This window comes from Mesorhizobium sp. BR115XR7A, from assembly GCF_020165315.1.
Classification (GTDB): Bacteria; Pseudomonadota; Alphaproteobacteria; order Rhizobiales; family Rhizobiaceae; genus Mesorhizobium; species Mesorhizobium australicum.
Genome location: NZ_JAIUHW010000015.1, coordinates 32,940 through 51,199, shown reverse-complemented (window position 1 = coordinate 51,199; position 18,260 = coordinate 32,940). Strand labels below are relative to the sequence as shown.

Annotated in this window: 17 protein-coding genes; 10 read left to right on the top strand and 7 right to left on the bottom strand. The window is 64.7% G+C overall.

Features of this window, described 5'->3' with window-relative positions; translation table 11 throughout:
• Positions 1–59 precede the first annotated feature (59 nt).
• From LB557_RS26665 to LB557_RS26650, 4 genes are read left to right on the top strand one after another with little or no spacing between them, the layout of a single operon-like run.
• Positions 60–1,064 (top strand): AAA family ATPase, encoded by a 1,005-nt coding sequence (locus LB557_RS26665; protein WP_023770308.1) that lies wholly within the window; start codon positions 60–62, stop codon positions 1,062–1,064.
• Positions 1,064–2,029 (top strand): DUF58 domain-containing protein, encoded by a 966-nt coding sequence (locus LB557_RS26660; protein ID WP_015316056.1) that lies wholly within the window; start codon positions 1,064–1,066, stop codon positions 2,027–2,029. The genes LB557_RS26665 and LB557_RS26660 overlap by 1 nt, the downstream gene beginning before the upstream one ends.
• Positions 2,026–4,848 carry a DUF4159 domain-containing protein gene (locus LB557_RS26655; protein ID WP_224643119.1) on the top strand — a complete coding sequence of 941 codons (2,823 nt, stop codon included), beginning with the start codon at positions 2,026–2,028 and terminating at the stop codon, positions 4,846–4,848. The genes LB557_RS26660 and LB557_RS26655 overlap by 4 nt, the downstream gene beginning before the upstream one ends.
• Before the next feature lie 58 nt (positions 4,849–4,906).
• A complete protein-coding gene (locus tag LB557_RS26650; RefSeq protein WP_224643120.1) occupies positions 4,907–6,979 on the top strand; it encodes a hypothetical protein in 2,073 nt (690 codons plus the stop codon).
• Between the two features lie 102 nt (positions 6,980–7,081).
• Here LB557_RS26650 and clpS read toward each other — a convergent pair whose 3' ends face one another.
• The 4 genes from clpS to LB557_RS26630 form a co-directional block, all read right to left on the bottom strand.
• The gene (gene clpS / locus LB557_RS26645; RefSeq protein ID WP_015316053.1) at positions 7,082–7,387 is read right to left on the bottom strand and encodes an ATP-dependent Clp protease adapter ClpS; all 306 of its coding nucleotides are present in this window, start codon (positions 7,385–7,387) and stop codon (positions 7,082–7,084) included.
• Between the two features lie 129 nt (positions 7,388–7,516).
• A complete protein-coding gene (locus LB557_RS26640; RefSeq protein WP_140665118.1) occupies positions 7,517–7,831 on the bottom strand; it encodes a hypothetical protein in 315 nt (104 codons plus the stop codon).
• 162 nt (positions 7,832–7,993) lie between these two features.
• Positions 7,994–8,302, bottom strand: a complete 309-nt coding sequence (locus LB557_RS26635; protein WP_224643121.1) for a hypothetical protein — start codon at positions 8,300–8,302, stop codon at positions 7,994–7,996.
• 38 nt (positions 8,303–8,340) lie between these two features.
• Positions 8,341–8,640 carry a hypothetical protein gene (locus LB557_RS26630; protein WP_015316050.1) on the bottom strand — a complete coding sequence of 100 codons (300 nt, stop codon included), beginning with the start codon at positions 8,638–8,640 and terminating at the stop codon, positions 8,341–8,343.
• Positions 8,641–8,919: 279 nt separating this feature from the next.
• On the opposite strand from LB557_RS26630, the gene LB557_RS26625 reads away from it, so the two are divergent.
• Both LB557_RS26625 and LB557_RS26620 read left to right on the top strand, forming a co-directional pair.
• A complete protein-coding gene (locus tag LB557_RS26625; protein WP_015316049.1) occupies positions 8,920–9,636 on the top strand; it encodes a response regulator in 717 nt (238 codons plus the stop codon).
• Positions 9,633–11,042 (top strand): ATP-binding protein, encoded by a 1,410-nt coding sequence (locus LB557_RS26620; RefSeq protein ID WP_140875385.1) that lies wholly within the window; start codon positions 9,633–9,635, stop codon positions 11,040–11,042. The genes LB557_RS26625 and LB557_RS26620 overlap by 4 nt, the downstream gene beginning before the upstream one ends.
• 112 nt (positions 11,043–11,154) lie before the next feature.
• On the opposite strand, the gene choV is transcribed toward LB557_RS26620, so the two are convergent.
• From choV to LB557_RS26605, 3 genes are all read right to left on the bottom strand, one after another.
• Positions 11,155–12,336: a choline ABC transporter ATP-binding protein gene (choV, locus tag LB557_RS26615; RefSeq protein WP_015316047.1), complete on the bottom strand. Its 1,182-nt coding sequence runs from the start codon at positions 12,334–12,336 to the stop codon at positions 11,155–11,157.
• Positions 12,333–13,187, bottom strand: a complete 855-nt coding sequence (choW, locus tag LB557_RS26610; RefSeq protein WP_224643122.1) for a choline ABC transporter permease subunit — start codon at positions 13,185–13,187, stop codon at positions 12,333–12,335. The genes choV and choW overlap by 4 nt, the downstream gene beginning before the upstream one ends.
• 135 nt (positions 13,188–13,322) lie before the next feature.
• Complete coding sequence (locus tag LB557_RS26605; protein WP_015316045.1) at positions 13,323–14,258, bottom strand: choline ABC transporter substrate-binding protein; 936 nt, start codon at positions 14,256–14,258, stop codon at positions 13,323–13,325.
• A gap of 262 nt (positions 14,259–14,520) precedes the next feature.
• Between LB557_RS26605 and LB557_RS26600 the strand changes: the two genes are divergently transcribed.
• The 4 genes from LB557_RS26600 to LB557_RS26585 all read left to right on the top strand — a co-directional run bounded on the left by LB557_RS26600 (position 14,521) and on the right by LB557_RS26585 (position 18,245).
• Positions 14,521–15,132 carry a thymidine kinase gene (locus tag LB557_RS26600; RefSeq protein WP_140617670.1) on the top strand — a complete coding sequence of 204 codons (612 nt, stop codon included), beginning with the start codon at positions 14,521–14,523 and terminating at the stop codon, positions 15,130–15,132.
• 130 nt (positions 15,133–15,262) lie between these two features.
• Positions 15,263–15,652 carry a c-type cytochrome gene (locus tag LB557_RS26595; RefSeq protein ID WP_224643123.1) on the top strand — a complete coding sequence of 130 codons (390 nt, stop codon included), beginning with the start codon at positions 15,263–15,265 and terminating at the stop codon, positions 15,650–15,652.
• Between the two features lie 318 nt (positions 15,653–15,970).
• Positions 15,971–17,059 carry a hypothetical protein gene (locus tag LB557_RS26590; RefSeq protein ID WP_140665129.1) on the top strand — a complete coding sequence of 363 codons (1,089 nt, stop codon included), beginning with the start codon at positions 15,971–15,973 and terminating at the stop codon, positions 17,057–17,059.
• Between the two features lie 40 nt (positions 17,060–17,099).
• Positions 17,100–18,245, top strand: coding sequence for a hypothetical protein (locus LB557_RS26585; protein ID WP_140721661.1), 1,146 nt, complete (start codon positions 17,100–17,102; stop codon positions 18,243–18,245).
• Positions 18,246–18,260 lie beyond the last annotated feature (15 nt).

Genomic DNA, 18,260 nt, shown 5'->3' with positions numbered 1-18,260 from the left:
TATGGTGCGGGCCAGCATTTCCAAACCATGGCATTTCCAACCAAAGGGATCGATGCGGCATGAGCGTGATGGTCAAGGAAAGCCCGATCAGCGAAACGGACATGGTCGCCGAGGCCGAGAAGGCGCTTGCCGACATCTCCAGGATCCGCGACGGGGTTGGCCGGGTGATCTTCGGCCAAGAGAACGTCGTCGAGCGTACGCTGGTGGCGCTGCTGGCCGGCGGCCATGCGCTTCTGGTCGGTGTGCCGGGCCTCGCCAAGACCAAGCTGGTGGAGACGTTGGGCGTCGTGCTGGGGCTCGATTCGCGCCGCATCCAGTTCACGCCCGACCTGATGCCGTCCGACATCCTCGGCTCCGAGGTCATGGAGCAGGACGAAACTGGCAAGCGCTCGTTCCGCTTCATTTCCGGGCCGATCTTCGCCCAGCTGCTGATGGCCGACGAGATCAACCGCGCCTCGCCGCGCACGCAGTCGGCGCTGCTGCAGGCGATGCAGGAATATCATGTCACCATTGCCGGCGCACGCTACGACCTGCCTTCCCCCTTCCATGTGCTGGCGACGCAGAACCCGCTGGAGCAGGAAGGCACCTATCCGCTGCCCGAAGCCCAGCTCGACCGCTTCCTGATGCAGGTCGACATCTTGTACCCCGAAATCGAGGCCGAGCGCCGCATCCTGCTGGAAACCACCGGCGTCGAGGACGCGAAAGCCCAGAACGTGCTGCAGCCGGCGCGGCTGAAGGAGATCCAGACACTGATCCGCCGCATGCCGGTACCCGAAAGCGTCGTCGAGGCGATCCTTACCCTGGTGCGCTCGGCGCGTCCGGGCCAGGGCAATGCCGACACGGACAAGCATGTCGCCTGGGGCCCGGGCCCGCGCGCCAGCCAGGCGCTGATGCTGTGCACCAGGGCGCGCGCGCTCTACGACGGACGCCTGGCGCCCTCGGTCGACGATGTCAGGGCGCTGGCCGAGCCGGTACTGCAGCATCGCATGGCGCTGACCTTCGCCGCCCGCGCGGAGGGCACCAGCGTGCGCGACGTGGTGGCGAAGCTTGTGAAAGGCATTTGATGGCGCGTATCGGCGAAGTCCAGGCCCCGGCAGCGACGCGCGATGCGCTCGCCCGAGGCCGGTTGCGGGCTTCGCTGGTTCCCGACCTGCTGGTCGAGGCACGCCGTATCGTCAACACCGTGATCGCCGGCTGGCATGGCCGCCGCAAGCGCGGCATCGGCGAGAATTTCTGGCAGTTCCGGCCCTATGTCGAAGGCGACGCCTCGCGCATCGACTGGCGCCGCTCGGCCCGCGACGACCACACCTATGTGCGCGACCGTGAATGGGAAGCCGCCCACACCGTCTGGCTGTGGGCCGACCCCTCGCCGTCCATGCTCTACAAATCGACGGGAGCCGGCGTTTCCAAGCAATCGCGCGCCCTGGTGCTGACCTTGGCCATGGCCGAGCTTTTGTCACGCAGCGGCGAACGCATCGCCTGGCCTGATCTGACCGATCCATTCACCGCTCGCAACGGCGCCGAGCGCATCGCCGCCCAGCTCATGCATGCCGGCGAACTGCCGGCAAAACCCGATCTCTCCAACATCAGGCGCTTCTGCGACATCGTCATCGCCAGCGATTTCCTCGACCCCGTCGAGGAAACCATGGCCTGGCTCGACGTGCTCGCCCGCCATGGCGTGCGCGCCCATCTGATCGAGGTTGCCGACCCGGCCGAGGAAACCTTCCCCTATGCCGGCCGCACCGAGTTCACCGATCCCGAGACCGGCGACAAGCTGACCGCCGGCCGCGCCGAGATGCTGGCCGATGAATACCGCCTGCTCTACACCGCTCGCCGCCAGGAGCTGGCCGGCTGGTGCAAGCGGCTTGGCTGGAGCTTTACCGTCAACCACACCGACCGGCTCGCGTCCGACGCGCTGGTGCGCCTGCACATGGCGATGACCGCCGATGGCGGGCATGCCGGTATCATTGCCGGCGATCAGCCCAGGCCGATCGCCAAGGGCGATCAGCCTGGAAAGGCGGTCGCATGAGCTGGCTGCCGCTCTCCTTCGGCGCTCCGATGGTGCTGTGGGGCCTGCTGGCGCTGCCGGTGATCTGGTGGCTGCTGAGGCTGACGCCGCCCAAGCCGCAGACCGAGGTGTTCCCGCCGCTGAAGATCCTGGCCCGTGTGCTGAGGCGTGAGGAAACCCCGCAGCGCAGCCCCTGGTGGCTGACGCTGCTCAGGCTTCTGATGGCTGCCCTCGTCGTCGCGGCATTGGCCGAACCGGTGTTCAACCCGCGCGAAAAGTTGCCGGCCGAGGGTGCCGCGCTTGCCCTGGTCATCGACAATGATTGGGCGAGTGCCGCCGACTGGAACAAGCGCGTCGCCACCGCCGAGCGGCTGATCAAGGACGCCGGCTCGAACGGCGTGCCTGTTATCATCGCCTTCACCGCCGAAAAGCCCAATGCGGAGATCGGCCCCTTCGATGCTGCCGCCGCGCTCGACCGGCTGCGCGCCGCCAAGCCGCGGCCGATCCCGACCGACCGGCCCGCCGTCTATGCGCGCGTCGCCGGCATGCTGGAAACCTTGCCTGGCGCCAGCGTCGCCGTGCTGGCCGACGGCCTGGCGGCAAGGGGCGACGAGGTCGCCTTCAACACGCTTTTGTCGAAAAATGCCGCCCGAATCGTCTGGGCGGTGGCCGACCGGCTGTCGTTGACTGGCCTGACATCAGCCGAAAACCAGGTTGATGGCTTTGGTTTGACCGCCATCCGCGCGCCCGGCGATCCCGCCCCGGCGCAGGTCACCGCCGGCGCATTCGACGACAAGGGCCGCCGCATCGCCGATGCGACCCTGACCTTCGCGCCGGGCGAAGCCACGGCCACCGGCACCATGGCGGTGCCGTTCGAATTGCGCAACGACTTCGCCTCGATCGCGCTCGATGGCGAACGGCATGCAGGTGCCGTGCGCGTGCTCGACGAAAGCTCCAAACGCCGCCGCGTCGGGCTGTTGTCGCAAGCCGAGGCCGACCAGGCGCAGCCGCTTCTGTCGCCGCTCTACTACATCAGGCGCGCGCTGCAGCCTTTCGCCGATCTGGTCGAGCCCTCCAGCGCCGATCTCGCCGACGCCATCCCGCAGATCCTCGACCAGAAGCCGGCGATGATCGTCATGGCCGATATCGGCACCATTCCCGCACAGGTCCGGCAAAGACTGGTCGACTGGGTCGACAATGGCGGCACGCTCGTGCGTTTCGCCGGCTCGCGGCTGGCCGCCGCCGGCAATGACGACGATTTGCTGCCGGTCCGCCTGCGCACCGGCGAGCGTTCGCTCGGCGGCGCGCTGTCATGGACCTCGCCGCAGCCGGTCACCGAATTTCCCAAGGCCGGCCCGTTCGCCGACCTGGCGCCGCCGACCGAGGTCACGGTGACCAGGCAGGTGCTGGCCGAACCGACACCCGACATCGTCGAGCGCACCTGGGCGGCCCTCGCCGACGGCACGCCGCTGGTGACCGGGCTGAAGAAGGGCAAGGGCACGCTGGTGCTGTTCCATGTCACCCCCGAGGCGACGTGGTCGAACCTGCCGATCTCGGGCAGTTTCGTGGAGATGCTGCGCCGCATCGTGCAATTGTCGCGCAATCAAGGCGCGGCAATCGCCAATGCCGAAGCCGCTGCCACGTCGCTGGCGCCCTATCGGATGATCGCGGCCGACGGCTCGCTGGTGCCGCCGACACCGGATGCACGGCCGCTGGTGCCGGGCGCAGGACCACTGCCGGTCACCTTCGAGAACCCGCCTGGCCTCTATGGTTCGGAGACCGGCGTCTTCGCCCACAATCTGCTCGACGCCGCAAGCACCTTTGCCCCTCTGGCGCGCCCGCAAGTGACGGTGCCTGTTACCACCGTCCAGTACGCCTTCGATGAATCGCGCAACCTGAAGGGCACGCTGGTCGCGGCGGCTCTGCTGCTGATGCTGCTCGACACGCTGGCGGTGTTGTGGATGGGCGGCCTCTTTTCGCGCCGGCCGCGCCGTGCCGGTGCGGCCGCGACCACAGCCGCCGTGCTGATCGCGCTTGGCGCACTGTTCGGCCATGCCGATGTCGCGCGCGCCGACGATGCCAAGCCGGGCGACCAGGTTGCTATCGAGGCGATTTCGAAAACCCGCATCGCCTATGTGCTGACAGGTGTCCCGGGTGTCGATTCGATCAGCCGCGCCGGGCTCGAGGGTCTGACCCGCTTCCTGATCGAGAAGACCGCCTTGGAGCCGGGGGCGCCGGCCGGCGTCGATATCTCGAAGGACGAACTGTCGTTCTATCCCCTGATCTACTGGCCGATCGATCCGGCGGCACCGATGCCGAGCCAGGCCGCGATCGCCCGCATCGACGCCTATATGCAGCAGGGCGGCACCGTGCTGTTCGACACCCGCGATCAGTTCGCCAACGGCATCGGCGCCGATTCCACCAGCCCGGCGACCGAGCGGCTGCGCGACATCCTCGGCAACCTCAACGTGCCGCCGCTGGAGCCGGTGCCGTCGGACCATGTGCTGACCAAATCCTTCTTCATCCTGCCCGAGTTTCCCGGCCGCTTCGCCGGCAGCCCGCTCTGGGTCGAGGCATCGCTCGATGCCAGCAATGCCGACAACCGGCCGGTGCGCACCGGTGACGGCGTATCGCCGATCATGATCACCGCCAATGATTTCGCCGGCGCCTGGGCGGTCGACGAGAATGGCGATCCGCTGCTGCCGACCGTGCCGAACGATCCGATGCAGCGGGTCTACGCGCTGCGTGCCGGCGTCAACATCATGATGTACATGCTGACCGGCAACTACAAATCCGACCAGGTGCATGTTCCCATCCTGCTCGAACGGCTGGGGCAGTAGGATGACGTTCTTACTCTCCACGGCGGGTCAACTCTCTCCACAACGGAGAGGATGAAGCATGAACTGGTCGATCTCCTTCGAACCGCTTCTATCCTGGCCGCTGCTGGCCCTGGTGCTGGTACCGTTGGCGCTGCTGGCGCTCGTCGGCCTGTGGTTTCGCCAGCGCGGCTCGGTCCTGCGCCTGGTCGCCCTGCTCGCGCTCGCCGCCGCCCTCTTCAACCCCGTATTCCTCAACGAGGAGCGCGAGCCGCTGAAAAGCGTGGTCGCGCTGGTCGTCGACCGCAGCCAGAGCCAGGACATTGGCGACCGTACCAGGCAGACCGACGAGGCCGTGGCCGGGTTGCAGCAGCGTCTTGGCCGCTTCAAGCAGTTCGACGTCCGTGTCGTCGAGGCCGGCAAATCCGACGCCGCCGAGGAGCGCACGGAAACGCGGCTGTTCGGAGCGCTGGAAGGCGCCTTCCGCGACGTGCCGCCCTCGCGCATCGGCGGCGCCATCATGGTCACCGACGGCGAGGTGCATGACACGCCGTCGGGCACGCCCGAGTTCAACGCCCCCCTGCATGCCCTGATCACCGGCAACGACCATGAGAAGGACCGCCGTATACGTTTCGAGAACGCGCCGCGTTTCGGTATCGTCGGCAAACCGCTCGACATGAGCTATCGCGTCATCTCGACCGAAAACGAGACCGGACCGGTCGATGTGCGGGTCTCGGTCAATGGCGAGCAGGTTTCGGTCGAGCATGCCACGGTCGGCCAGGCCATGCCGCTGCAGGTGACAATCCCGGGTGCTGGCCGCAACATCATCGAACTTGCCATCGACCGTGAGCCGGGCGAACTGACCGACACCAACAACCGCGCCATCGCGCTGGTCGACGGCATCCGCGAGAACCTGCGCGTTCTGCTCGTTTCGGGCGAACCGCATGCGGGCGAGCGAACCTGGCGCAATCTGTTGAAATCCGACGCCTCGGTCGATCTCGTCCATTTCACCATCCTGCGGCCGCCGGAGAAGCAGGACGGCACGCCGATCAACGAATTGTCGCTGATTGCCTTCCCGACCCGCGAGCTGTTTGTCGAAAAGATCAAGGATTTCGACCTCATCATTTTCGACCGCTACCAGCACCGCGACGTGCTGCCGATCCTCTACTACGACTACATCTCCGAATATGTCGAAAAGGGCGGCGCGCTGCTGATCGCCGCCGGTCCCGAATATGCCGGCGAGGCTTCGATCGCACGCACGCCGCTGATGTCGGCGCTGCCGGCCATGCCGACCGGCGAGGTTGTCGACAAGGCCTTTTATCCCCGCCTCACCGAACTCGGTCAGCGTCATCCGGTGACGCGCGGCCTCGACGGTTCGGCCACCGAGCCGCCGCACTGGAGCCGCTGGTTCCGCACCATCGGCGTGCAGAATCCGCAGGGTGAAGTGGTGATGAAGGGCGCCGACAACCGGCCGCTGCTCCTGCTCGACCGCAAGGGCGAAGGCCGCGTCGGCATGCTTCTGTCCGACCAGGGCTGGCTGTGGGCGCGCGGCTTCGAGGGCGGCGGCCCGCATGTCCAGCTCTACCGGCGCATCGCCCACTGGCTGATGAAGGAGCCCGAGCTCGAGGAAGAGCGGCTGACCGCCGAGGGACGCGGCATGGTGCTGGAGATCCGCCGCCAGACCATGGCCGACGATCCCGGCCCGGCGCAGATCATCACCCGCTCCGGCAAGACGCTCGCCGTCAAGCTCGACAAGTCCGAGCCCGGCGTCTTCCTCGGCAGCATCCAGACCAGCGAGATCGGACTCTTCCAGGTCGCCAATGGCGATCTCACCGCGCTTGCCCATGTCGGACCGGTCAACGCTCCGGAATTCGCCGACGTCGTCTCCACGCAGGAGCGGCTGAAGGCGCCGGCGGAAGCCACCGGCGGCAGCGTGCGCCGGTTGGCGTCTGCCGCGGGCAGCGACGTGTCGCTGCCTTCCATCGTGCCGGTGCGCTCGGCCGGCGAGGCGTCGGGCAGCGACTGGATCGGCCTGCGCACCACCGACGACAGTGTGCTCAAGGCCGTGTCGCGCGTGCCGCTGTTCGGCGGCTTCCTTGGCCTGGGCCTGTTGCTCCTGGCGATGGGTTCGATGTGGTACCGCGAGGGACGATAGAGCGGTGCGCTCCTACTTTCTCCCCGTGTAGTGACGTGGAGAGCGACGCTGTCGCGAGTGGTTTCGCCAATCGTCGAAACCAAGGCTATGACGAGCCCCTCCTCACTCCTCCGGTTCCGTCGTGAACAGCAGTGGGTAGCCCTTGGCCTTGCCGGCGTCGGTCGCCCGCGTCGCCTTGGTCTCGGCGACATCCCTGGTGAAGACCGCGACCACGCAGACGCCACGCTGGTGCGCGGTGATCATGACCCGGTGCGCCTGGTCCTCCGAGAGCTTGAACTCGCCCTTCAGCACCGTGACCACGAATTCGCGCGGCGTGAAATCGTCGTTGACGAGGATGACCTTGTAGAGCTTCGGCCGCTCTGTCTGCGGCTTGACCTTGGTGCGCGGTTTTGTGGTGATTTCAGGCATTCGAACCGACTGTTTTCGCGATCAGCTTAAGTCCGCATTTTGCCGCGGGCGGCAATGATCGTCCATTTACGGACCGTCGGCGGGCGGGCCCGGTCCTCCGGGATCATGTGGGGAATTGTCGGTCGCGGTTCAACGGCCCTGACGGCCGAAGACGCGGCGCGTTGGGTCGGCATCCGCCCGGCGTTCCAGCCACGCCGCGATCGGCCATCCGGCAACACAGATCAGCGTCACGCCGGCGAGCACGATCAAAAGCCATGCCTGCACCGGCGTGATGTAATCCCAGTTGCTGGAAATCGCCGGTGCGAACAGCGAAGGCTCGGTGCGCCCGCTTGCAGGGTCCGGCACGGGGCTGGCGGTGAGCAGAATCAGCACCCTGGCGACGCCGGTGGCAACCAGGCCGCCGATCACCATGGAGCGAAAAATGGACGAAAGCCGCTTCTTCATGCGGATTGTCCTACAGGACCGGCATTGCAAACGGGTTAAGCACGATCGAGATGCGTGGCTGGAAGCCGCCGGCGTTCAGCTCATCGACCATGCCCTTGGCAGAAGGCCGCCCCAGCCGGTTTGCGGCTGGGGCGGCCTTGCTAGAACTAACCTCGAAGCTGATCAGGGCTTCTTGGGAGCAGCCTTCGCAGGGGCCGCCTTCGCGGGAGCCGCCATCGCGGGGGCCGCCATCGCGGGGGCCTTCTTGACCGGGCACTTGTGCTTCTTGGTCACCTTGCAAACGGTCTTCTTGGCGACCTTCTTCGGAGCAGCCTTGGCCGGAGCAGTGGTCGTCGCGGCGGCAGCCGGAGCGGTGGTCGTGGTGGCAGCGGCCGGGGCAGCGGTCGTGGTCGCGGCAGCGTTGCCGAGAACGGGCATCGAGAAGGCGAGAGCGACGGCGAGACCAAGGGCGGACAGGAGGGATTTTTTCATGGCTTCGTTTTCCTTTTTTGTGCGGGTCGTTTTGAGTGTCACTGGACCGGGTCGTTCGGTGTCACTCCAAGCAGCTTCAAAGCATTGGCGAGCATCCGGATGCCCTGCGCCTGTTTCTTGGCGGCGCAGTACCGGTTACCCTTTCTCTGAAGTGCCTTTGCCGCGGTGACCTGCGTTGCCGTGGCATGGGTTTCGAGGGCTTCATCAAATTGGTGGCTGAGATTGGCGCACCGTTCGCTCCGGGTCAGCGGCGCCTTTGCGTCTGATTGGTCGACAGCGGCAGTGAGCAGGCCAAGGCCCAGCAAAACTCCCAACAAACTGATCGACAATCTTGGCATCGGTTTATCCGTGAACCCGGAGACTAGCGTCGCAGCCGATGACCTGACCGCCACGGCACCGTTATGCCGGCCTACCTTTTCAGGAGTTTTTCCCGATTGTAGAATTTTGTTTCTGAATTGTGTCTGGCCAGGCCACGCCAAGCTGGCCGTTGCTTCATGTGGAGACGGCGGAATTCATTTTTCCTTGAAAAGCAAGGCACTGGCCAACATACGGCCCGAATTCTATCGTGTGGCTCACGAGCCAAAAATGGCGTGGCTCGCAAACCAGACAGGGCAGCTGTGAAATCCGAGACACACATACTGATCGTCGACGACGACAAGGGCATTCGCGACCTGCTTCAGGAGTTCTTCCAGAAGCGGGGTCTGCACACCTCGGTTGCCGCCGACGGCACCGAGATGGAAACCATCCTGCGCCGCACGCAGGTGGATCTGATCGTGCTTGACGTGATGCTGCCCGGCAGGAGCGGGCTGGAACTGTGCCGCGACATCCGCGCCCAGTATACGACGCCGATCATCATGCTGACCGCCGTCACCGAGACGACCGACCGCGTCGTCGGGCTCGAGATGGGCGCCGACGACTATGTGCCCAAACCCTTCGACCCGCGCGAATTGCTGGCCCGCATCCGCGCCGTGCTGCGGCGCAATGGCGCCGCCGAGCCCAAGCGCGCCACCACCAAGCAGATTTACCACTTCGCCGGCTGGACGATGGACTGCTCGCGGCGGCGGCTGACCGCGCCCGACGACGTCAGGGTCGAACTGACCATGGCTGAGTTCAACCTCCTGCAGACCTTCGTCAAGAGCGCCCAGCGCGTGCTGACCCGCGATCAGCTCATCGAACTGTCCGGCGGCGACAGCGACTATTCCTTCGACCGCAGCATCGACATCCTTGTCTCCAGGCTGCGGCGCAAGATGGAAGATGATCCCAAGACGCCCAAACTGATCCTCACCGTGCGCAGCGGCGGCTACCAGTTCCTGCCCGAGACGACATCCGAATGAGACGTTTCCTGCCGCAGACCTTGCCTGTCTGGGTGCTGCTGATCGTCATTGCCGGCCTGCTGATCAGTCAGGTCGCGACGCTTTATATCGTATCGCGCGACCGCGCCGCCGCCAACGACGTGGTCGACCTCTACCGCCTCAACGACCGCGCCTTCTCGCTCGTGCAGCTGATGCACGACGCCACGCCGGAGGAGCGCAAGGCGACGGCGACCGGGCTGTTCAACTCCACCTACGCGCTCACCGTCTCGGACACGCCCGCCGTCACCTCCTCGATCGCCGGCGACGACGAACTGGCCGAACTCGAGGACATTCTCGTCGGCCGATTGTCCAAGTTCGGTATCACCGACGCGCGCGTGCGGCGCGATCCGGCGACGCGCGAAGCCGACGATGCCGGCGGCGCGGCACCGGGACCCGAGATCGGCCAGGTGGAGCGGGATCTTCTGGTGCTGGCCGCCGATTTCGCCCAGAGCGACAAGCTGACGGCTTCGCTGCGCTTCGCCGACGGCCAATGGCTGAATTTCACCGAACCGATCACGCCCGTCGGCCCGATCCTGAGCGTCGATAGCCTGCCGCTCTATTCGCTGATCGCGGGGCTGGTGGTGATCATGTCGATCTGGTCGCTGCGCCGGCTGACCGCGCCCTACCGGATGATGGAAACCGCCGTAAACCGGATTGGCAACGACCTCAAGAGCCCGCCGATCGCCGAGAGCGGCAGCCGCGAGGTACGCGCCGCCGCCAAGGCGATCAACGCCATGCAGGCGAGGCTGCGCGAATATGTCGAGGATCGTGAGCACCTGGCGGCGGCCCTCGCGCACGACCTGCGCACGCCGATGACCAGGATGCGCCTGCGCCTGGAGCTGTTGCGCAGATCACCGGCGCGCCAGGCGCTCGCCCACGATCTCGCCGACATCGAAAGCATCGCGAGTTCCGTGATAGACTTCGCCAAATTCGAGGTCACGGAAGAGAAGGCCGAACGGATCGATTTCTGGTCGCTCGTCGAATCGGTCGCCGACAGCTACGAGACGGTTTCCTTCGACAATGACGACGTCCGCCAGCGCGGCCTGATCTGCATGGCGCGGCCGGTGGCCCTCAAGCGCTGCGTCACCAATCTGGTGCAGAACGCCGTCACCTACGGCAAGCAGGCGCATCTCAGCCTCAGCCGCTTAGACGGCACGATCACGCTCGCCATCCGTGACGAGGGACCGGGCATTCCCCAGGCACAGATCGACGCCGTCTTCGGCTCCTTCGTGCGTCTCGAACAGTCCCGCAACCGCCAGACCGGCGGTCTCGGGCTGGGGCTGACCATTGCCCGCAACATCGCGCGCGCGGCGGGCGGCGAAGTGCGCCTGTCCAACCATCCAGACGGCGGCCTGCTGACCGAGTTGCGCCTGCCGATGGCGGCTTAGGACATAGCCGCCTAAAGCGCGTCGCGCCGAAGCGGATCAGGCGCCGCGCTTCAGTCTTCGTTTTTGTGCATGTCGCCTTCCCAAAACCGAGGTCACTTTTGGGCGACATGCATCAGCGCCGCAGCACCGCGCTCAGCACGTCGCGGATGCCGATCGCGCCGACGAAGCGCGACTGGTCGTCGAACAGCGCCACGGGTGCGGTCTGCGACCGGTGCATGGCCAGCATCACGGTCTTCAGCGAGGTGCCGGGATTGGCCCAGAACACTTGCGCCAACTCCTCCGGCTGGCCCTCGACATCGGCGCAGGACACCCATACGGCCGGCTTGCCGTCGCGCTCGGCCGCCGCCACCAGCCCGTGCTCGTCGATCTTGAAGCGCGTCGTCTTGCGCCGGTCGAGCCACACCCAGCCGTCCTTGCCCTGTTCGAGATCGCGGCGGTCGCGCATCACGTTCCAGGCGGTCAGCACCGAGAGCGGGTTCACATTGGCGATGAAGTCGCGGACATAATCGTTGGCGGGGCGCAGCACGATGTCTTCCGGCGCGCCGGTCTGGACGATACGGCCGCCCTCCATGATAGTGATGTGGCTGCCGATCTTCAGCGCCTCCTCGAGATCGTGGCTGACGAAGATGATGGTCTTCTTCAATTCCGCCTGCAGCTGCAGAAGTTCGTCCTGCAGCTTGGTGCGGATCAGCGGGTCGAGGGCCGAGAACGGCTCGTCCATCAACAGGATAGGCGCCTCGGTGGCGAAGGCACGCGCCAGGCCGACGCGCTGCTGCATGCCGCCCGACAGCTCATGGGCGTATTTGTTCGACCATTGGTCGAGATTGACCAGCTTGAGCTGGCGATGCACCCGCTCCTTGCGCTCGGCGTCCGGCACGCCGGCGAGTTCGAGGCCGAGCCCGACATTCTCCTCCACCGTGCGCCATGGCAGCAGGCCGAACTGCTGGAACACCATTGCCACCTGCTTCTGGCGCAGCCGCCGCAGGGTCGGCTCGTCGCAGGTGACGACATCGACCGTGCGGTCACCGTCCTTCACCAGCACCTGGCCGCGCGACACCACGTTGAGCCGGTTGACCGCGCGAAGCAGCGTCGACTTGCCCGAACCGGACAGGCCCATCAGCACCGAGATCTCGCCTTCATGCACGGTGAGGCTGGCGCCGGCGCAGCCGAGCACATTGCCGGTCTTCTCGAGGATTTCGGCCCGGGTGGCGCCCTTGTCGATCATCGCCAGCGAGCCGGCCTGGTCGGCGCCGAAGACGATATCGACATTCCTGAAATCGACGGCGACGGTCATTTCTTGCCTCCAACGCCAATGCGGGTCATCCGGTCGAGCACGATGGCGAGCACGACGATGGCGAGACCGGCCTCAAGGCCCAGATCGATGCGGCGCGAACCGAGCGCCCGGTTGATTTCCGTACCGAGCCCGCCGGCGCCGATCAGGGCCGCGAACACCACCATCGACAGCGACAGCATGATCGACTGCGTCAGACCCGCCATGATGGTCGGCAGCGCCGAGGGCAGCTCGACCTTCCACAACAGCTGGCTCTTGGTGGCGCCGAAGGCCTCGCCGGCCTCGATGATCGACTTCGGTACCGAGACGACGCCGAGATGGGTGAGCCGGACCGCGGTCGGGATGACGAAGATGATGGTGACGATCAGGCCGGGCGCATTGCCAAGACCGAACAGCGTCAGCACCGGGATCAGGTAGACGAAGGTCGGCAGCGTCTGCATCAGGTCGAGCACCGGCAGCATGATGCGATAAACCTTCGGCTTGTGCGCGGCCCAGATGCCGAGCGGCACGCCGATCGCCATCGCCGCCGCCGCCGCCGCGACAACCAGCACCAGCGTCTGCACCGTCTGTTTCCAAAGGTTCTGGTTGATGATGAAGATCAGCCCGATGAAAACGCCAATGGCGAGCGGGCGCGAACGCTGCGGCAGCCAGGCGATGACGGCAATCACCAAAGCGAGCAGCACCGGCGGCACCATCAGCAGGATGTTGACCAGCCCGTCGAGCAGAAAATTGAGGCCATTCGAGAACGCCCTGAAGACGGTGTCGAAATTGTCGGTAAGGAAACCGAAGAACGCCTTTCCCCAGGCGCCGATCGGGATCTTGTGATCGACCATGAACTTGGAAATCGGATCCATCTCACCCCTCGTTTGCCAGAGCTCTGCCTTCGGCCCCGTACTGTCGCGACGTCATCTTGTCACAGGATACGAAAAAGGGCAGCCTTTTCCACAAAGACTGCCCTCTGTTTCGGTCACGCCGAAATCAAAGTCGGCTCAGCTTCCGAGCGCGGTCTTGACCGCTGCCGCAGCGTCGCCGCCGTCGAAGGTGGTCACGCCGGCGATCCACGGCTTGACCGCATCCGGGTTTTTCTTCAACCAGTCGGTTGCCACCTTGTTGGCATCGCTGCCCTTCAGGATGGCGTCCATCATCTGGCCTTCCATATCCAGATTGAACTTCAGGTTGGCGATGAACTTGCCGACATTCGGGCACTCGCTCATGTAGCCCTTGCGCACATTGGTCGAGACGGTGGCCGCGCCGAAACCGCTGTCGCCCATGCCGTCGAGATAGGTGATCTTCATGGCGCCCATCACCGGATGCGGCGTCCAGCCGAGGAAGGCGATCCACTCATTGCTCTTCATCGACTGCTCGGCCTGCGTCAGCATGCCGGCCTCCGAGGATTCGACCAGCTCGAACCCGTCGAGATTGTCCTTCGGGTTCTTGATCATGTCGAGGATGATGCGATTGCCGTCATTGCCGGCCTCGATGCCGTAGATCTTGCCGTTGAACTTGTCCTTGAACTTGCCGAGGTCGGTCAGCGACTTGACGCCGGCATCCGCGACATAGGTCGGCACGACGATGCCGTAACCGGCGCCGGCCAGGTTCTGGCTGACGGTCTCGACCGAACCGTCGGCCGTATAATCCTTGATGTCATTGGTCATCGACGGCATCCAGTTGCCGAGGAAGACGTCGAGGTCCTTGTTCTTCAGCGACGCATAGGTCACCGGAACCGAGAGCTGGATCACCTGCGGCTCGTAGCCGAGCGCGGTGAGCAGTACCGAGGCCAGCCCGGTGGTGGCCTGGATGTCGGTCCAGCCGACATCGGAGAGGCGAACCGCCTTGCAGCTTGCCGGATCGCCGGCGAAGGCGGCGCTCGTGGACAGGAAAGCCGCCAGGCCCAGGCCGGCGACGAAGGAATTCATGCGCGACATCTGTATTCTCCCATTTCGATTCTTTGGCGAAGCGAAGTTACGGTTTTTGTGCCCGCCTTGTTTCGTCAGCCAAACACCATTCTGGAGTGGTTTCAAGCGCTAAGACAATCACGATCAACGGCGCTGGCTGGCCCATCAGCGACACAGCTGACGCTTTCCGCGCCGAGCCCAAGCGCAATCTGCCTCGGCAATGGCGGCTTTTTCAGGGGAATGCGGCGCCGGCCCCTCCCCGAGGCCTGGCAAGTCGGCTTAAAAGAGCGGCATGGCCAAGCTTTACTTCCACTACGCGACGATGAATGCCGGCAAGACGACCATGCTGTTGCAGGCGTCGTACAATTACCGCGAGCGCGGCATGACGACGATGCTGTTCGTCGCCGGCCACTACCGCAAGGGTGACACCGGCCTGATCTCGTCGCGCATCGGGCTGGAAACGGAAGCCGAGATGTTCCGCGACGGCGACGACCTGTTCGCCCGCGTCGCCGAGCATCACCAGCACACGGCGGTGCATTGCATCTTTGTCGACGAGGCGCAGTTCCTGGAGGAGGAGCAGGTCTGGCAGCTTGCCCGCATCGCCGACCGGCTCAACATCCCGGTCATGTGCTATGGCCTGCGCACCGATTTCCAGGGAAAGCTGTTTCCCGGCTCGCGCGCGCTGCTGGCGATCGCCGACGATCTGCGCGAAGTGCGCACGATCTGCCGCTGCGGCCGCAAGGCGACGATGGTCGTGCGCCTCGGTCCCGACGGCAAGGTGGCCAGGCAGGGCGAACAGGTGGCGATCGGCAAGGACGTCTACGTCTCGCTCTGCCGCCGGCATTGGGAAGAGGAAATGGGCCGCGCGGCACCTGACGACTTCATCGGCTTCATCAGCCGCTGAATGTGGCTCGCTGGGGCGTCGGCGTGGGTAGCTGGCTGCCACCTCTTGTCGGCCGCGCCGTTCTATGGTGCCTCTGTTAAGGCCAGCGCCCTATTTTCCCACCCTCAGCCAGAGCCTCCCGGGGTCAGCCATGCTTCGAGCCGTCTTGTCCGCCAGCCTTCTTTTGCTTGCCACCTCCGTTACCGCCCGGGCCGGGGGCGATCCTGTGCTGGGTAAACATGTTTTCAACCGATGCATGGCCTGCCATGAGGCGGCGTCCGACCGCGACAAGGTCGGCCCGCATCTGATGGGCGTCGTCGGCCGCAAGGCGGGAACCGCCGAAAGCTTCCTCGGCCATTATTCGGACGCCATGAAGAGCGCGGGTGCTGCCGGCCTCGTCTGGGACGAGGCAAATCTTGCCGAATACCTCAGATCGCCCAAGCTGAAGGTGCCCGGCAACAGGATGGCCCTTGGCGGCCTCAGCAATGACGACGACATCGCCAACGTCATCGCCTATCTGAAGGCCGACCCCAAACCCTGAGCAGACGCCGTTCGTCGTCGGACGGGCCGACTTGTGCCGCCGGTGGGGCTGCAAATGGCCAGTTGTTGTCGAGTTTAGGAGCCATTCGCTTCCGCGTGGATTGATTGCTTTGCCGGCATCAAAGTTCAAAATCAGCTGAACAAGGCTTGGCCTGCCAGTTGATCACGCCATGACCACGGCTCCATTGGCTTTCAAGGGTTCGGCCGGATATTTGTTTTCGCGCCATGCACTGTCTTCACGTCTTTCAATCCCCTGATACCCCACATATATTCGCCGCTGTTCGCAACCAGCGAGCGGAAGCCGAAGCGGGAGGCCCCTATGGCGACATTGCAGAATTTCGATGCCGAAATTGCCAAGACCAAGCAGGTCGTCCAGGACATGCGCACCAAGATCGAGCAATCCGGCACCGTGCTCGACACGCTCGCAACCGCCGACAAGAAGATCGGCGACGCCAATTTCGACATCGAGAACGCCCGCATCGAGGATGTACTGAAGCAGCAGAAGGTGATGGAAGGCAACATCGCCGACCTGATCATCGGGCTGGAGGACGCCACCAACGTCTTCGGCGCCGAGTTCGAGAGCATGAAGAACTATACCGGCTGGGAAAACTTCGTCGGCGTTTTTTCGGCACAGCGCAAGCAGCGCATGCGCACCGATCGCGTCCGCAACATGTCGCTCGCCGGCAACCTGCAGGAGCTGCTGGCCAAGTCCGATACCATCGTCGGCATATTGAAGGCGCAGAAGGAAATTCTCGACCAGCGCTACAAGACCTCCGAGGCCAGCCTGTCGCAGGTTATCGAGCGCCGCAAGATCACCATGACCAACCTCGAAACCGTGCAGAAGCGCATCGAGGAGCTCAACCCGATGCTGCTCGACATCGAAAACAGGATCGCCGCCTCGACCAGCCAGAAAGACCGCACGCAGCTCGAGGGCGAGCGTTCCAAGCTCGCCACCGAATACAATGAAAAGCAGGCGAAGGAGCAGGAGCTGCTGGCCGAAAGCCAGACGCTGGAGCGCTATACTTCGATGTTCCAGACCTTCGTCGATTCGCTCAACAACCAGATCGCCGCGCAGTCGACGCTGATCAACAAGCTGACCATCGATACCGAACAGCGCATCGTGCTCTACAAGGCGCTCGAGGACTCGCTGAAGACCGCCGCCCAGCAGGACGTCGCCCACAAGATCAACACGCTGGGCAGCCAGGTCGACAACACGGCCGAGGAAACCATGGCCGGCATCGGCGCCGCCTCGCAGAAGCACATCGGCGATCTCCTGGAGATGCACGAGAAGAACATGGTCGCCAGCGCCGACATCCAGCGCCGCAAGAAGCTGGCCGACGATGCCTTTGCCCGCCGCTTCGACGAGGTGCTGAAGAAGCACAATTCGGCCAACTACGTGCAGTCATAATTGCCGCGCGCATCGGTGCGACAATCCCAGGACTGACAGCATGACCCCCGAAAACGACGCCGCGGCGCGGTATTTCTCGGCAATCACGGCCGCGCTCAGCGGCCTTGAAGTGTTCATGCGCGACGACCGCTCGCCGCTTTACCGACACGGCATCGTCGCCAAGATCGTTGCCGAGTACATCGCTCGGCTCGACAAGTCCTTTTCCTGCTGGCGCAACCGGCTGGGCTTCATGGACACGTTCCGCATTTCGCGCGCCGAGAGCGGCTACCCGGTGTTCCAGAACCTGCTTGAACTGGAAAACGACCGCCTGCAGGCCGACGCGCGGCTCGCCAACATCCCCCAGGCCGGCGAGCTGCGCGAGGAGATGGCCGACTTCATCCTGCGCCACAAGGAGTTTCCCGAGGCGCTGCAGAAATCGATGGCCGAGCGGCTCTATCTCGAAGACGTCAAGAGCGAGCAGACCTTCGGTCCGTTCACGCTGGCGCAGACGGCCAAGGTGTCGGTCAATCCGAAGACGGCGCGGCCTTATTACCTCGTCCACTGGGCAAGCTTCGACGGCAGCGCCAACCTGCCTCTGGTCTATATGGTGACGGTGGAGGATTCCTCGGAAAGCATGGTCCGCCAGCTTGTCGACCGGAGCGGCAAGCTCAACGACAAGGTCGACATTCCGCTGCCCGTCGACGGCCTGCTCAACCCCGAGCTTGCCCACCGCTTCGACGATTTCACCGAGAAGAATTCGGCCTATACGCTGTCGCCGGCGACCATCGCGGTCAATCTCGACAAGGATTTCGAGCCATTGCACCCCAAGCAGCTGAGGCGGGTGGTGCTTGGCCCCTTCTACTCGGCAGGCATCACCGACAACAACTCGACGGTGACGGAAGTGCTGGCCAAGGTGCGCAAGCCCGAAAATGCCTGGCTTTTGACCTGGACCATCCAGGAAGTCTATTCCAAGGGCGAGAAGCCCGGCCGCAAGGGCCTGTTCTCCAGCGAGAAGACGACGCAGGAATTCTTCATCAACACCGACGACCTGGAAGCCGCCCGCCAGGGCGTGTCGAGCTACGAAAACCACGCGCTGATCCCGCACGAAGCCTACCAGGCGCTTTACGCGGCCGGCGAAGCACAGAAGATCTTTGGCGGCTACAAGGTTCACATCCTGTCGAATGGGCAGGTCATCTCAGACGTCTGACCGTCACACCGCGGA